Origin of the sequence: Pseudomonas sp. NFACC08-1 (genome assembly GCF_900106735.1) — a bacterium.
Classification (GTDB): Bacteria; Pseudomonadota; Gammaproteobacteria; order Pseudomonadales; family Pseudomonadaceae; genus Aquipseudomonas; species Aquipseudomonas fluorescens_Q.
This window is the reverse complement of sequence record NZ_FNNL01000011.1, coordinates 171,138-186,339: the sequence shown is the minus strand read 5'-3', so window position 1 is coordinate 186,339 and position 15,202 is coordinate 171,138. Positions and strand designations below refer to the sequence as shown.

Sequence of the window (15,202 nt, the reverse complement as noted above, 5' to 3'; positions counted from 1 at the left end):
AAACCGTACAGGAGCGTGGGACAAAAGGCGGTAGGACGAGAGGGGGTGGGTTTTGTACGAAAGGGCGATGCGTTGTCTGGATCTTGGTTGAACGGGGGTTGATACAGTCGGTATGGATGAGTGTGTAACGGTAGCTGGACAAGCAGGAGAGATTAACCTAAGTTTGAAATCAATGATTTCATTGATTGCGAGGGGATTATGGCCAGCATCACGATTCGAAACCTTGATGATCAGATCAAGGAACAACTGCGTATCGCCGCCGCCCACAACGGTCACTCCATGGAGGAAGAGGCAAGGCTGATCTTGGGGCGTGCCTTGGCGACAGTCAGCCCGGCGGGAGGATTAGGAAGTCGTATCCGAAACAGGTTCAGCTCCTTGGGTGGAGTTGATCTGGATCTGCCTTCGCGTGACGAGAAAGCAACGGCGGTGGATCTTTCTGAATGATAGTGCTCGATACCAATGTCATTTCAGAGTTCATGCGCGCCGAGCCGAACGCAACCGTCCTGGCGTGGATCGATTCACAGCCGGCAATGGACCTGGTTATTTGCGCTATTACAGTTGCGGAGATTCTTCATGGTATCGCTCGGCTGCCTTTCGGCAAGCGCAAGCAAAAGCTCGAGTCCCATGCCATGGCAATGTTTGAAGAGGATTTTGTCGACAGGATCCTACCCTTTGATGCCCACGCAGCTGTCGAGTACGCGGCCCTGGTTGCGTCATGCGAGGCTAAGGGGCGGGCGGCAGGTATGGCCGACGCGCAAATCGCAGCCATTTGCCGAGCACACGGCGCTCTGATCGCAACCCGCAATACCAAAGACTTCAAGTTCCCAGGCGTTGAAGTCATCAACCCCTGGAACCCTTGAGCAAAGCCTTCACGCGAAACGCCCATTGCCAATTGGAAACGGGCGTTTCTCATGATCAAACCCTGAAGTGACTCACCATCATCTGCAACTGATTCCCCAACCGCGCCAGTTCAACACTGGAAGCGGCGGTTTCTTCGCTGGCGGCGGCGGTCTGTTCGGAGACGTCGCGCACGTTGATGATGCTGCGGCTGATCTCCTCGGCCACGGCGCTTTGCTGCTCGGCGGCAGCGGCGATCTGCTGGTTCATCGACTGGATGTTCGACACCGTGCGGGTGATGTTCCCCAGTGATTCCCCAGCCTTGCGTGTCAGGGCCACGCTGCTGTCGGTGAGGTTGCGGCTGTTGTTCATCACGGCCGCCACTTGCTGGGTGCCATTCTGCAGCCCGGCCACCAGGCCTTCGATTTCCTCGGTGGATTTCTGCGTGCGCTGGGCCAGGCCACGGACTTCGTCGGCGACCACGGCAAAACCCCGTCCGGCCTCACCGGCGCGGGCCGCTTCGATGGCTGCGTTGAGGGCCAGCAGGTTGGTTTGCTCGGCCACGGCCTTGATCACGTCCATGACGCTGCCGATCTTGTCGCTTTCCTGTTGCAGCACGGTCATGGCGTCGGTGGAGCGAACCACTTCGCTGGCCAGCCGTTCGATCTGGGCGATGGCTTCGCTGACCACCTTGTCACCGGCACGGGCTTCGCCGTCGGCGGCGGCCGCGGCCTGGGAGGCTTCTTCGGCGTTGCGGGCCACTTCCTGGACCGTGGCGGTCATTTCGTGCATGGCGGTCGCGACCTGATCGGTCTCGACTTTCTGGCTGTTGACCCCGGCGCTGGTCTGCTCGGTGACGGCGGACAGCTCTTCGGCGGCGCTGGCGATCTGGGTCACGCCATCGCGGATGCCGCTGATCAGGTCGCGCAGGGTCACGCCCATGCGCGCGATGCCTTGTTGCAGCACGCCCAGTTCATCGCGGCGAGTGACGATGACCGTGTGCGACAGGTCGCCACCGGCAATGCGCTCGACGACGGCCAGGGTGTCGCGCAGCGGGCCGGTGATCTGGCGAGTGATGATCACGGCGGCAATGACGCCGACCAGCAATGCCAGCAGGGTGCTGACCAGTTGCAGGGTGCGCGCCTGGGCACTTTCGGCGTCGCGGCGGTCGAGCTGGATCTGGTACAGCTGTTCGCTCAACGTCACGATTGACGCGCCTTGTTCAGTCATTTCCTTGCGTGCCTGTACCGCGTCGGCGGTGGCCAGCTTGAAGGCCTGCACGGCGCTGCGGTATTGGGCCAGGGCGTTTTCCAGTTGGCGCAGTTCATCCTGGCGGGTGCTGGAGAAGTGCTCGTTCAATGGCTTGAGCGACGCGATGGCGGCGTCCAGCTGGGTGACGGCCTTGCGTTCGGTGTCGGCGTTGCTGTTGGCGGTGTAGCCGCGCACTTCATAGCGGGCCAGCATGAAGTCCTGCTTGGCCTGGGTGATGGCCTGGAACTGGGCGAAGCGCTCATCGCTGAGCGCCATTTTCCGTACGTCGGAATCGATGGTCTCGATCAACTTGTAGGCAAGCTCGGCGTTCGCGCCCATGGCGTCGCGGGCGGTGTTGCCGGTGCGGTAGGCACTGCGCATTTTGTTCAGGGACACCTGATAGGCGCTGATGACTGCGCTCTGCTCCTTGAGCAACTTGACGTTCTGCGGGCTCTTGAAGCTGCTGAGCAGGGCGTTCTGTTGCGCCACGAAACCATCGAGGGTGGTCTGCACATTTTGTGCGGCGGTCTCGTCACCGTTGGTCAGCATGTATTGCAGACGGGTGACGCGAAGCTTGGTCAGGCCGGCGTTGAGCTGGGTGATGTCGCTCATCCAGTTGCTGCGCTGGATCAGTCCACCCAGGCTGGTCCAACTGGTCAGGGCCAGCAGGCAAGTCAATACCAGCACCAGGCCGAAGCCCAGGCCCAATTTCATGTTGACGCTAATGTTGCCAAACCAGCTATTCATCAAATTCCTCCAGGAACGTTGTGCTGCTTGATCGTCGGTACGCTGGAAGATTGTTGTTGTTAAGAGCCAGCAAGAGCATGTAACAGGGCTGTATCGGCGGGGAGGGCAAGATCTGTAAGTTTTTTTCCGGGTATCTGTGGGAGCAAGCTTTGCTTGCACCCCAAGCTTTTTTTCACATCTGTTTCACCGCCTGCCTACGTCGGCCTCTCTACTGTCGCGCCATCGAATGACTGGGTGGATGCCGTCGGGGCGGCTTGATGTGGAACTGAGACTGAGCCTTTTCGGCCTGAGGCGCTCGATCAATACGCGGCGCTTTGCCCGCTACCAAAACGCCATGGTCATCCTCGCCTCGGCACTGCTGGTGATCCCGTTGACCCTCTGGCTGCTCAGCCCGGCGGCGATACCGGACCTGGCCCACGGCAATATCGCCGGCGCCCGGGCCTTGGCCGATGGCTGGGCCAAGGGGGAGATGATCGTGCTGGTGCGTCATGTCGAACGCTGCGATCACTCCAAGGCCGCGTGCCTGAATGATCGCGAAGGCATCACTGACCGGGCCCGTGCCGTTGCGGTGGGCCTGGGGGCGCGGTTCGAGCAACTGGGCCTGGATAACGCCGACCTCTACAACAGCCCTCTGGTCCGTGCGGCCCAGACGGCGGGCTACATGTTCAATAAGGTGAGTGCTGGCGACGACTGGCTGATCAATTGCCGCCACGACCTTCTGCGCAATGCCCTGGCCCACAAAGTCGCCGGACGCAACCTGATCCTGGTCACCCACAGCGAATGCATGCAGGCATTGGAAACCGCGCTCCACCGGCCCACTTCGACGTTTGGCTATGGCGCTTCGCTGTTCGTCTCCACCGCCCAGCCACAAGCACCGCAGTTGCTCGGTTTTATCGAAGCCTCTGACTGGCGCTCGCTGGCTTCCAGTCACCTTTCCCACGATTAGGACCGCCCATGCTGACGTCTGCTCGCGCCCGTTTCTACGGGCTCAATCTTGGAATTCCCCTGGTCTGCGCCGTAGTGGTGTTCTTACTGTTCGACATGACTCGCATCGACATCGCCTTCAGCAATTTATTCTACGACCCGCTGCACCAGGTCTTTCCCTTGGAGCACGTGCGGCTGTTCGAGAAAATCACCCATAAGTGGGCCAGGATCATCCCGAACTGGACCGGCGAGGCGGCGATTATCGGGGCGCTGTTGTCGTTTGTCTGGCCGATCTTCAAGCCGCATAAGCGCCCGGGATTGCTTCGTCTGTTGGAGAAAACTCGGTTGGCCGCGCCGTTGCGTTTTGCCCACAAACATCGGCGCGATTTTCTCTATGTGGTCTTCGCCTTTTCCCTCAGCACCGGGGTGATCCATTACCTCAAGGGCCACACCAGCGTGTACTGCCCGGTGGAAACCACCCAATACGCCGGCAAGATCGAGCACAAGGAGTGGTTCCAGAATTTCGACCTGCTGAAAGTTGCCGGTGACGGTCGCTGCTGGCCCGGCGGTCATGCGTCCGGCGGCTTCACGATGCTGGCCCTGTATTTCGTCGCCCGCCGTTACCGTTGGCGTCATTCGAAAACCTTGAAGTATGGGGCGCTGGCCTTGGGGTTTGTCTACGGGACCACGCGGGTCCTGCAGGGCTGGCATTACATGTCCCACACGTTCTGGGCGGGGATTTTTGTCTGGTTGAGTTGTTGGCTGATGGCGTTGCTGTTTTATGGGCGCGCGGCTTTGGAGCAGCCCGTGTTGAAACCACCGCGAGAGACGCAGGCGGCTGCCGTGCCTGCGTTGGGCAACGCACATTCGTCAGCTTGAATGCCAGGCGAAAAAAAGCCCGCTGGGAGAGCGGGCTAAAACCTTAGTTTCTTGAATGAGCGAGGCGACTGTACCCAATCACGCGGGGGCGTGGGGTGAAGAAAAGTTCATGAGGCCAGCTCCTTGCCAGACCTCATGCCCTTGTACGCTGCTCACCTGAGATCAAACCGATCCAGGTTCATCACCTTGACCCACGCCGCGATGAAGTCCTTGACGAACTGCTCCTGGGCATCCGGGCTGGCATAGACCTCGGCCAAGGCCCGTAGCTGGGCGTTGGAGCCGAAGACCAGATCGACGCGCGTGCCGGTCCATTTGACCTGGCCGGTCTTGCGATCGCGGGCCTCGAAGGTTTCCTGGGTGTCGGAAAGGGCTTTCCATTCCACGCCCATGTCGAGCAGGTTGACGAAAAAGTCATTGCTCAAGGTCCCTGGCCGTTGGGTAAAGACACCGTGCGCTGTGTGGCCGACGTTGGTGTCCAGTACCCGCAGGCCGCCAATCAATGCCGTCATTTGCGGGGCAGTGAGGGTCAGCAGTTGTGCCTTGTCGATCAACAAAGCCTCGGCGGACACGCGGTACCGGCCCTTGAGGTAGTTGCGAAAGCCGTCGGCGATGGGCTCGAGAAAACCGAACGACTCGACGTCCGTCTGCTCCTGGCTCGCGTCCATGCGTCCCGGCGCGAACGGTACCGTCACGCTGAGCCCGGCATTTTGGGCCGCCTGTTCGATGCCGGCGCTGCCAGCCAGCACGATCAGGTCCGCCAGAGAGATTTTCTTGCCGTCGGATTGGGCGGCGTTGAACTCGCTCCGAACCCTTTCCAAGGTCGCCAGCACTTGAGCCAATTGTTCGGGCTGGTTGGCCGGCCAATCTTTCTGCGGGGCCAGGCGCAGGCGGCCACCGTTGGCACCGCCGCGTTTGTCGGAACCCCGGAAGGTGGAAGCCGCGGCCCACGCGGTAGACACCAGTTGTGAAACCGTGAGGCCCGAGGCCAGTAGCTTGCCTTTGAGGGCCGCGATGTCGCTGTCGTTGACCAGCGGATGGTCGACCGTGGGGATAGGGTCTTGCCACAGCAGTTCTTCGTTGGGCAGTTCCGGGCCGAGGTAGCGTGAGAGCGGGCCCATGTCGCGGTGGATCAGCTTGAACCAGGCGCGGGCGAAGGCGTCGGACAACTGGTCCGGGTTGGCCAGGAAGCGCCGGGAGATTTTTTCGTAGATCGGGTCGAAGCGCAGCGCCAGGTCGGTGGTCAGCATTGTTGGGTTACGCCGTTTGGACGGGTCGTGGGCATCGGGAATGATGCCCGCGCCGGCACCGTTTTTCGGCGTCCATTGGTGCGCGCCTGCAGGGCTCTTGGTCAGCTCCCACTCGAAACCGAACAGGTTCTCCAGGTAGTTATTGCTCCAGCGGGTGGGGGTGGTGGTCCAGGTGACTTCCAGGCCACTGGTGATGGTGTCGGGCCCCTTGCCGGTGCCGAAGGTGCTCTTCCAGCCCAGGCCTTGCAGCTCCAGGCCCGCGGCCTCGGGCTCGGCGCCGACATTGTCCGCAGGGCCTGCGCCGTGGGTCTTGCCGAAGGCGTGGCCGCCGGCAATCAGTGCCACGGTTTCTTCGTCGTTCATCGCCATGCGGGCGAAGGTTTCGCGAATGTCCAGCCCGGCGGCGACCGGGTCCGGCTGGCCCTCGGGGCCTTCCGGGTTGACGTAGATCAGCCCCATCTGCACGGCGGCCAGCGGGTTCTCCAGGTTGCGCCCCTCGTCGGTGCGGCTTTCTTCGTTGCCGGGCTCGGCCACCAATTGGCCTTCGCCGGGGTCTTGCATGGCGGCTTTGTCGGGCTTGCCGTAGCGAACATCGCCCCCCAGCCATTTGTTTTCCGAACCCCAGTAGACGTCTTCATCCGGCTCCCAGACATCGGCGCGGCCACCGGAAAAACCGAAGGTCTTGAAGCCCATGGATTCCAGCGCGACGTTGCCGGTGAGGACGATCAGGTCAGCCCAGGAGATATTGCGACCATACTTCTGCTTGATCGGCCACAGCAGCCGACGCGCCTTATCGAGGCTGACGTTGTCTGGCCAGCTGTTGAGCGGTGCAAATCGCTGCTGGCCGGAACCCGCCCCACCGCGCCCATCACCGGTGCGGTAGGTGCCTGCACTGTGCCAGGCCATGCGGACAAAGAGCGGTCCATAGTGGCCGAAGTCTGCCGGCCACCAGTCTTGCGAGTCGGTCATCAGTGCATTCAGGTCTTGTTTCAAGGCCTGGAAGTCCAGGCGCTTGAACGCTTCTGCATAGTTGAAATCCTCGCCCATCGGGTCGGACAGCGAGGAGTGCTGGTGCAGGATCTTCAGATTCAGTTGGTTTGGCCACCAGTCGCGGTTCGTCGTGCCACCGCCAGCGGCGTGATTGAACGGGCATTTCGATTCGTTTGCCATGAGAAGCTACCTTTGGTCGTATTCATCCAGCTATCCAGCCCGGCGAGGCTTCGAATAGCGACAGGCGAAATACACAGGCGCAGGGCTCACAGTTCGCTCAACTGATCATGTTCGGCCACGCTGCAATGTCTAATTGCAAGGACGGTGGCCCACGGCAAGCCCAGTACGTTTCTGAACGCTTCGTATCTCTTTGTCAGGTTTCACGGGCCGGATTACACCAGCCTGAATTCAGGCTAGTCCTCCTTTGCCAGATAGCTAATAGGCGCAGTATTAACGGTCGATAGGGATAATCTTTTATCGAAGCCAAGCGGCGAGGCAGATGATATGAATGGCGCCTGCCGTGACGGACCCAATAATGAACAAATGCCCGCGCAGCACGGCCTTCCATGAAGCGGGTCATGCCCTGGCCTTTTGGTGGAACGGTCAACCGATAAAACGCATCACCGTGCGTACCAAGGCTGAAGCCTGCACGGGACCTCTGTTCGACCTGCGCGGCAACCCTCAATACGCAGAAGGGTTGGTGGAAGCTGACTACCTGGTCCCGCGCCCGGCCTTCGACGCCCCGGGGATCGCTGAATTCCTGCCCTCGATGGTCGATGCCATTGAACGTGACCTGCTCCATTGTTTCGCCGGGCCAGTGGCCGAAGCGGTCTACCGGCACCGCCGGTCCGACCGGTTGATCAGGGGTAGCGGCCGCGGTGACCTGGATCGTGGGCATGAATTGATCAGCCTGCTGCCACCGCGCAAGCTGCTCGACGCCCAAGCCCAGGCGATCGCCCGCTGCAGTTGCCTGGTGCACCGTTACTGGCCGGCGGTCAGCGCCGTGGCGGGCTTTCTGCAAGAGCATGGCACGGTTGAAGGGAACGCCGTCACAGCGCTGCTGTGCGAGATGACCGGGGAGCGGCCGATCTTGCTTGGCCATCAAGTGGCAAGCCTCGATTCGTGATCAAGGCGTTGCCACTGGCCCTATCCGGCTCGGATGAAAGCCACTGCTCGCTAGCGCTTCACTGTTTCCTCAAGAGAGAAGCGTCCCAGTGGGTTTTGTTGGAAGTGCTCGATGTTCTTGCGCGAAATATTGATGTACGGGCTGTAGTAGAGATCGATCCAGTTGACGTCCTGCTTGGCGATCGCCTGAAGGTCGGTATACATCTGCTTGCGCTTGGTCGGGTCCACTTCTACCCGCGCCGCCGCGACCAGATCCTTGACCTTATCGTTCTTGTAGCGGGTCATGTAATTCATGTTGGTGTCATGTCCCAGTACGAAGGTGGTCTTCTGGTCCGGGTCGAGGATATCGTTGGTCCAGTACATCACGGACAGATCGTAATCGCCGTCGATCAGCATTTGCCAACTCTGGGTTGGGTCGACTTTCTGCAAGGTGGCTGTCACGCCAACGGCGGCGAGCTGTTGCTGGACCAGCACGGCGATCTGCTCGTCGGCTTCATTGCCCGCATTGACCACATAGTTGAGCTTCAGGCCTGAGGCGCCTGCATCCGCCAGCATTTTCTTGGCTTTTTCCGGGTCGTACGGGCGCTGCAGATTATCGGCATTGTGATAAAGCGCGCCTTTAGGGATGTAGGAATAAGCCACCTGGCCATGGCCGAAGGTCACGGTATCGACCAGGGATTTTTTGTTGATCGCAAGGTCCAGGGCCTGACGTACTTCAGGCTTGCCCAGCAGTCCGTGCTCATGGTTGATCAGCAGATGATCCTCGCGGGTGGAGGGGTCCATGTGTACGACCAGGTTGGGATCTTTCTTCAGGGTTTCGACGCGCGAGAAGGGCACGAAGATCGCCGAGTCCAGTTCACCGGCCTGTACCTTCAACATCCGCGTATTGTCATCCGGGATGGAGATCCATTCCACGCCATCCAGGCTCACCTTGTCGGCCTGCCAGAAGTTGGGGTTCTTCTCCAGCACCACGCGATCACCGCGTAGCCACTCCTTGACGATAAAGGCGCCAGAGGCAACGGGGTCCTGGGCATAGGCTTCCTCACCCATTTTCTCCATGGCCTTTTGCGACAGGATGGAGACGTTGGGCAACGCCAGCTGCGCGAGGAAGGGCACTGAAGGGCTCGTGAGTGTCACCACCAGTGTCTGCGGGTCGGGTGCTTGGGCCTTGTCGATAATCTTGTAGGAGTCGCTCCACAGCGACCCTTTGTTGTCGCGGATGCGCAACAGACTGAACGCTGCATCGCTGGCGGTAATCGGTGAACCGTCGGAGAACTTGGCCGAGCGTAGTTTGAAGGTATAGGTCATGCCATCGTCGGAAACCTGCCAGCTTTCGGCCAGCCCCGGTACCAGCTTGGTGCCGGTGTTGTCGACGCGCACCAATACGTCGTAGACATTGGAGAACACCCAGTTATCACGGTTCTGCGCGCTTTTGATCGGGTCGAACGTCGTACTTTCTTCCCGACAACCGATGGTCAGCACGCCTGCTGCCTGGGCGACACCGGCCGCCAGTGTGCAAACGGTCAACGTCGCGGCGGTCAGCAACTTCAAATGTTTCGATCGCATGGTCAAACTCCCTATTGATGAATGTTTTTTAGAGCAATGGCTCTCCGAGCACACAGCTATAACGATGTCCATTGATGTCATGGATGGGGGGCGGCGTTTTCGCGCAGATGGGTTGTGCATACCGGCAGCGCGGGTGAAAAGCGCAGCCGGATGGAAGGTTCAGGGGGCTGGGTGGCTCGCCAGGCAGGGGGGCGCCCAGCAACGGTCGAGTCGGGTCGATGTGTGGAATGGACTGGATCAGCGCGACGGTATAAGGATGCCGCGGGTTGCTGAACACGGCCTCCGTGGGTCCTTGCTCGACGATCTCGCCGAGGTACATCACGGCTACCCGATCACAGAGCCGCCGAACGATCGCCAGGTCGTGAGCGATGAACAGAATCGCCAGGTTCATGCGCTGTCGCAGCTCCAGCAGCAGGTTGATGATCTGGCCCTGGATGGAAACGTCCAGCGCGGCCACGCATTCATCGGCGATGATCAACCGTGGCTCGATGGCCAGTGCACGCGCGATCCCCACACGTTGGCATTGACCGCCACTCAACGAACCCGGTTTGCGGTCGGCCAGCTCCGGTCGCAGGCCGACCAGGTTCAGCAGTTCATCGACCCGCTGGCGAATCAGCGATGCAGGAATCGCACAGCGCACTCGCAGCACTTCAGCCAGGGTGTCGCCGATGCTCATTCGCGGATTGAGGGCGGTATAAGGGTCCTGGAAAATCATCGCGGTTTCGTGGCGCAGTCGCTCGATGTCGATCCGCTTGCCTTGAGCCATATCCACGCCATCGAACAGGATTTGTCCGGCGCTGACCTCAGTGAGGCGCAAGATGGCCCGACCCAGGGTGCTCTTGCCACTGCCCGACTCCCCCACCAGCCCAAGCACCTCCCCGGGGGCCAGGCTCAGCGACACACCGTTGACGGCTTTCACCCATTGCCTGTGGATCCCGAACGGACCACTGCCAGGGGCGGCGAAGCGCACCTGCAGATCCTTCACGTGCAACAAGGTCATGACGAGGCACCCACTGGCAGCGGGTAATGGCAGGCGACCCGGTGTGCCTCTGCCGTGGCTTGCATCTGTGGCAACAGCCGCGTGCACTGGCTGCCCGGCTGAAGGCAGCGTGGGTTGAAGCGGCAACCGCTGGGCAGCGCATCCAGCAGAGGAGGCTGGCCGGCGATGGTTTTGAGCATGGCATGGCCGGCGCTGGTAGCCGGTTGGCAGTCGATCAGGGCCGCCGTATAGGGATGTCGTGGGTGAGCCAGCAGATCAAGTTTGTTGCCGTGTTCGCAGAGCCGACCGGCGTACATCACTGCGATGGAATCACAGGTCTGGGCGACGATCCCCAGGTCGTGGGTGATCATGATGATGGACAGCCCGCGCTGGTCGCGCAAATCCAGGAGCAGGCGCAGGATCTGTGCCTGTACCGTGACATCCAGGGCGGTGGTCGGCTCATCGGCGATCAGCACCTGGGGGTTGCAACCCAATGCCACGGCGATCATGGCGCGTTGACGCATGCCACCGGAAAACTCATGGGGATAACTGTCGACCCGCGTTAGCGGATCGGGAATGCCCACCTGGCGTAACACATCAATGGCCTTCGCCCGTGCTTCACGTTTGGACGCTCCCTGATGCAGGCGTATGCCCTCGCCGATCTGTTCGCCGATACGCATCAACGGGTCAAGATGACTGCCGGGATTCTGAAAAATCATCCCTAATCGCCGACCCCGTATGCCCCGCATGCTGGCTTCATCCAGCGATAGCAGATCCTCACCGGCAAGGCGCAGGGCCTTGCCCTGGACCCGCAGGTTTGCAGAGGGCAGCAAGCGCATCAAGGCCCGGCAGGCCATCGTCTTGCCTGAGCCGCTTTCACCCACCAGACCGAGGATTTCGCCTTCGGCCAGGTCAAATGACACGCGATCCACCAGCGTGACTTCGCGCTCACCGTGGCCGGCGATCACGCTGAGGTCCTCGACGTGCAACACCGGTGTGCTCATGGGCGTTCTCCGAGCTGCTCGGCGACACCGTCGGCCAGCAGGCTGAAGCCCATGGCCAGGGTGACGATCGCCAGTCCCGGGAAGGTGCAGATCCACCAGGCGTTGGTGATGAAACTCTGGCCTTCGGCGACCATCGTGCCCCACTCGGCGGTGGGTGGCTGGACCCCCAGGCCGAGGTAGCTGACCGCCGCCCCATTGAGCAATACCAGTACCGCGTCGGACATGGAAAACACGATCGAACCGAACATGGCATTGGGCAACAGGTGCCGAAACAGAATGCGTCCATGACCGAAGCCCAGGCTTTTGGCCGCCAAGGCGAAATCGCTTTGCTTGAGCACCAGGATCTGCGAACGGATCAGCCGTGCATAGGACACCCAACCCACCAGGGCCATCGCAATATAAAAGCTGCCCAGGCCGGGGCCGAGGATGGCCATGATTGCCAACATCAGCACCAGGAAGGGGAAGGCCAGGATAATATCGATCAGGCGCATGCAGATCGTGTCGAACCGGCCACCGATATAGCCGGCCAAGGCGCCGACGCAAGTGCCGATCAAGAACGGGAAAACCACCCCGATCACGGAGATCTGCAAGTCGATGCGCGCGCCCCAGATCACTCGGGAAAGAACGTCGCGACCGAAATTGTCCGTGCCGAACGGATGGGCCAGGCTCGGCCCCAACAGGCGGATATCGGTGTTCTGGGCAATCGGATCGAAGGGCGCGACCCAGGGGGCGAAGAGGGCGAGCAACAGCCAGCCAAACAGAATCGCCAGGCCTAGCACGGTGGCCAGGCGACCGTTGCGCAAGCCGAAACGCAGCGCAAGACGCCAGGCGGGACTGAGGGTCTGGCCGCTCATCGCATGTTCACCCGCGGATCAATCATCACGGTCAGCACATCGGCGAGGAAGTTGACCGTGACGGTGGCGAGGGCCAGCACCATGGCCACGCCTTGGACCACCATGTAGTCGCGGGTAAAAATGCCGCGTACCAGCAATTGGCCGATGCCGGGAATGGCAAACAGACTTTCGATGACCACCGTGCCGCTGATCAACCAGCCGATGTTCACCGCCAGCAGGTTGACCGCCGGTACCAGGGAGTTGGGCAGCACATGCCGACGAAATATCGCCCGCTCGGACAAGCCCCGGGCCCGTGCGGCGGTGGCATGATCGGCTTGTAGCTCCATGAGCATGCTGGCGCGCAGATTGCGCACCAGCACGGCGGAGAGTGCCAAGGCAATGGTCAGGCACGGCAAAACCATGTGATGCAGTTTGTCCCAAGCGGTGCGTCCATAGCCTGAGACCGGGAACAGTCCCAACTGCACACTGAGCAGCAGGATCAACATGATGCCTAGCCAAAACGCCGGCATGCCGAGCCCTGCCGTGGTAAACAGGCGAATCAGGTGATCCTGCCAACCGCCCTTGTTGCGTGCCGCCACCGTTGCCAGCGGCACGGCAATCAGCAGCGCCAGCAGCACGCTGCCGAGCACCAGGAACAGGGTTGGCTCAATGCGGGTACTGATCAGCTTCAAGGCATCGACTTTGTAGAGCAGCGATTGGCCGAGATCGCCTTTGAGCAGGTTCTTGAGAAAGTAGAAGTACTGCATCCACAACGGCTGGTCGAGACCGTACTGGGCACGAATCCTGATCAGCGCCTCTGGCGTGCTGCGCGAGCCCAGCAGGGCCCGGGCGGGGTCCCCGGGGATTGAGCGCACGAGCACAAAGGTGATCATGCTGATGCCAAACAGCACGGGCAATAGCTGTAGCGGGCGCGACAGTATGAAACGGTAGCGCGCCAGGTTCATGGGCTAGTTCCGGTGGCGGTGCAGAAAATCCAGCAGGACTGGGAAATAGGCGTGGGGCTCTTCGTAGAACGGCATGTGGCTGCTGTTGGGGAACACATTCAGTTGTACATCCTTGAGCGCCATTTTCATGCGCATTGCACAGGCTGGCGTCAGTTCATCATGTTGACCGGTGGTAATCAGCACGGGCATTTCGAAGCCGGCCATCTGCTCGATGCGATTCCAGTCCTTGAGATTGCCGGTATAGAGAAATTCGTTGGGGCCCTGCATGGTCATGTAGGGCCCCATGTTCCAATCGCCCAGGGAACGTGTCACCGGCGCTGGCCATTCGTCCAGACGGCAGACATGACGATAGTTGAGCAGGGTGATGGCCGCCTGGTATTGCGGATGATCCAGGGTGCCCGAGGCTTCATGGCGCTGCATCATCGCGACGGTCTCACTGCCCAGGGCGGCCCGCAGACGCTCCAACTCCAGGGACAGGTGAGGAATATCGCCGGCGGTATTTTCCAGGATCAGGGTTTTCAGCGATTGAGGGTGATGAATGGCGTACTCGATCGCCAGCCAGCCACCCCAGGAGTGCCCCAGCAGGTGCACTTTGCCCAGGTCGAGGGCTTGGCGGACGGTCTCTACCTCCGCCACGTAACGGGTGATGTCCCACAGGGATTCGTCAGTAGGCCTGGCCGAGGCGCCGGTGCCCAACTGATCGAAAGCGATGACCCGCAAGCCCTTTTCCTTGAGCCAGCCATGGCTGTCACGCAGATAATCGCAAGGCAATCCCGGGCCGCCATTGAGGCACAGCAGCACCTCGTCGCCGTCGCCAAAGCCATAGGCCACCAGGCGATGACCATCGACTTCCACGTCGTACCGCTGGTCTGGCTCGATCTCACGCCACATCATTGCTCTCCTGCTCAGGTGCCGCTCTGGCTAAACCTTACCGAGGAAGCTACGCGCCCATAAGCTAGCAATTCTTATAGGTTTGATCTGGCATTCCCTCGCTCAGGCGTGGCATTCTACTTGCACGATTTCAGGATTGAAATTAATAAGGGAGCTGAATGGATGCAGGCCAAGCTGTCTGACTTCAATACCCGTCTTTTGTCTGGCAGGAGCCTGGACGAACAGATGGATAACACCCTGGGGATGGTCCAGGCGCTAGGCTTTGAAGCCTTGGTGTACGACTACAGTCCGGTGCCGCTGGATCATGATGGGGCACTGATCACCCCGACTGTGCTGAAGTTGCGCAATACCCCCCGTGATTGGCACTCGCTCTGGTGTGAAGAAGGTTATTACCAGATCGACCCCGTCCAGCATCTGGCAATCAATGCCATTTCTCCTTTTGTCTGGTCCTATCGACCGGAGGCCGACACGGTGCTGCAGCCGTTCATCGGCCAGAGTCATGCACCGGTCGTGAGCTACCTGCAGGATTCGCGCATGACCTGCGGCGTGACGGTGCCGATGCATTTGCCCAAAGGTGGCTTTGCGACATTGACCGGGCTGCGCGCCGATACGAAGGGGAGCACCCTGCAGGATGTCCGGCAAACGCTGGGCGACTTCAGCCTGATTTCCCATGCCCTGCAAGAGGCGGCTTTTCCGCTGCTCGGCAAGGAAGCCCGCGCATGCCCGGTTCGCCTGACCAAACGCGAGCGTGAGTGCTTGAGGTTAGCCGCTGACGGGTTGACGGCGGCGGACATCGCCAGGCAACTGAATCGCTCCTTGGCCACCATCACCCTCCACCTGACTTCTGCAATGCACAAGCTCGGCGCCAGGAATCGGGTCCAAGCCGTGGTCAGGGCGGTGCATTATCGGTTGCTCGATAGCTGAAATCGGGCAAAAACCTATCTGTTTCTCTAGTTATTCCGCC

General features: G+C 60.6%; 14 protein-coding genes and 1 pseudogene. 6 read left to right on the top strand and 9 right to left on the bottom strand.

The window, feature by feature from the left end; translation table 11 throughout:
- Positions 1-198: 198 nt before the first annotated feature.
- Positions 199-444 (top strand): FitA-like ribbon-helix-helix domain-containing protein, encoded by a 246-nt coding sequence (locus BLU76_RS21960; RefSeq protein ID WP_092146225.1) that lies wholly within the window; start codon positions 199-201, stop codon positions 442-444.
- Positions 441-860, top strand: a complete 420-nt coding sequence (locus BLU76_RS21955; RefSeq protein ID WP_092146223.1) for a type II toxin-antitoxin system VapC family toxin — start codon at positions 441-443, stop codon at positions 858-860. The genes BLU76_RS21960 and BLU76_RS21955 overlap by 4 nt, the downstream gene beginning before the upstream one ends.
- A 55-nt stretch (positions 861-915) precedes the next feature.
- Here the strand turns inward: BLU76_RS21955 and BLU76_RS32380 are convergent, their stop codons facing one another.
- Both BLU76_RS32380 and BLU76_RS32375 read right to left on the bottom strand, forming a co-directional pair.
- Positions 916-1,620: a methyl-accepting chemotaxis protein gene (locus BLU76_RS32380; protein WP_371856155.1), complete on the bottom strand. Its 705-nt coding sequence runs from the start codon at positions 1,618-1,620 to the stop codon at positions 916-918.
- Between the two features lie 201 nt (positions 1,621-1,821).
- Positions 1,822-2,700 (bottom strand): annotated as a pseudogene (locus BLU76_RS32375) (methyl-accepting chemotaxis protein); the annotation flags it as partial.
- Positions 2,701-3,073: 373 nt separating this feature from the next.
- Here BLU76_RS32375 and BLU76_RS21945 point away from each other — a divergent pair.
- A complete protein-coding gene (locus BLU76_RS21945) occupies positions 3,074-3,781 on the top strand; it encodes a lipopolysaccharide core heptose(II)-phosphate phosphatase PmrG (protein ID WP_092224413.1) in 708 nt (235 codons plus the stop codon).
- An 8-nt stretch (positions 3,782-3,789) separates the two neighbouring features.
- A complete protein-coding gene (locus BLU76_RS21940) occupies positions 3,790-4,638 on the top strand; it encodes a phosphatase PAP2 family protein (protein ID WP_092224411.1) in 849 nt (282 codons plus the stop codon).
- A 152-nt stretch (positions 4,639-4,790) separates the two neighbouring features.
- Here BLU76_RS21940 and katG read toward each other — a convergent pair whose 3' ends face one another.
- Complete coding sequence (katG, locus tag BLU76_RS21935) at positions 4,791-7,055, bottom strand: catalase/peroxidase HPI (RefSeq protein WP_092224409.1); 2,265 nt, start codon at positions 7,053-7,055, stop codon at positions 4,791-4,793.
- Positions 7,056-7,410: 355 nt separating this feature from the next.
- Between katG and BLU76_RS21930 the strand changes: the two genes are divergently transcribed.
- The gene (locus tag BLU76_RS21930; RefSeq protein WP_092224407.1) at positions 7,411-8,001 is read left to right on the top strand and encodes a hypothetical protein; all 591 of its coding nucleotides are present in this window, start codon (positions 7,411-7,413) and stop codon (positions 7,999-8,001) included.
- 50 nt (positions 8,002-8,051) lie between these two features.
- Here BLU76_RS21930 and BLU76_RS21925 read toward each other — a convergent pair whose 3' ends face one another.
- Genes BLU76_RS21925 through BLU76_RS21900 form a run of 6 tightly spaced genes read right to left on the bottom strand, consistent with a single transcriptional unit; the run spans position 8,052 to position 14,238 of the window.
- Positions 8,052-9,566 (bottom strand): ABC transporter substrate-binding protein, encoded by a 1,515-nt coding sequence (locus tag BLU76_RS21925; RefSeq protein WP_092224405.1) that lies wholly within the window; start codon positions 9,564-9,566, stop codon positions 8,052-8,054.
- Positions 9,567-9,594: 28 nt separating this feature from the next.
- Positions 9,595-10,566, bottom strand: coding sequence for an ABC transporter ATP-binding protein (locus BLU76_RS21920; RefSeq protein WP_092224403.1), 972 nt, complete (start codon positions 10,564-10,566; stop codon positions 9,595-9,597).
- Entirely contained in the window at positions 10,563-11,549 is a 987-nt protein-coding gene (locus BLU76_RS21915) for an ABC transporter ATP-binding protein (protein WP_092224401.1), read from the bottom strand. The genes BLU76_RS21920 and BLU76_RS21915 overlap by 4 nt, the downstream gene beginning before the upstream one ends.
- Positions 11,546-12,403 carry an ABC transporter permease gene (locus BLU76_RS21910; RefSeq protein WP_092224399.1) on the bottom strand — a complete coding sequence of 286 codons (858 nt, stop codon included), beginning with the start codon at positions 12,401-12,403 and terminating at the stop codon, positions 11,546-11,548. The genes BLU76_RS21915 and BLU76_RS21910 overlap by 4 nt, the downstream gene beginning before the upstream one ends.
- Entirely contained in the window at positions 12,400-13,347 is a 948-nt protein-coding gene (locus BLU76_RS21905) for an ABC transporter permease (RefSeq protein WP_072340935.1), read from the bottom strand. Before BLU76_RS21905 ends, BLU76_RS21910 begins: the two co-directional genes overlap by 4 nt.
- Before the next feature lie 3 nt (positions 13,348-13,350).
- Positions 13,351-14,238 (bottom strand): proline iminopeptidase-family hydrolase, encoded by an 888-nt coding sequence (locus BLU76_RS21900; RefSeq protein ID WP_063323041.1) that lies wholly within the window; start codon positions 14,236-14,238, stop codon positions 13,351-13,353.
- 162 nt (positions 14,239-14,400) lie between these two features.
- On the opposite strand from BLU76_RS21900, the gene BLU76_RS21895 reads away from it, so the two are divergent.
- Positions 14,401-15,162, top strand: a complete 762-nt coding sequence (locus BLU76_RS21895) for a LuxR family transcriptional regulator (RefSeq protein WP_063323040.1) — start codon at positions 14,401-14,403, stop codon at positions 15,160-15,162.
- Positions 15,163-15,202: the final 40 nt, after the last annotated feature.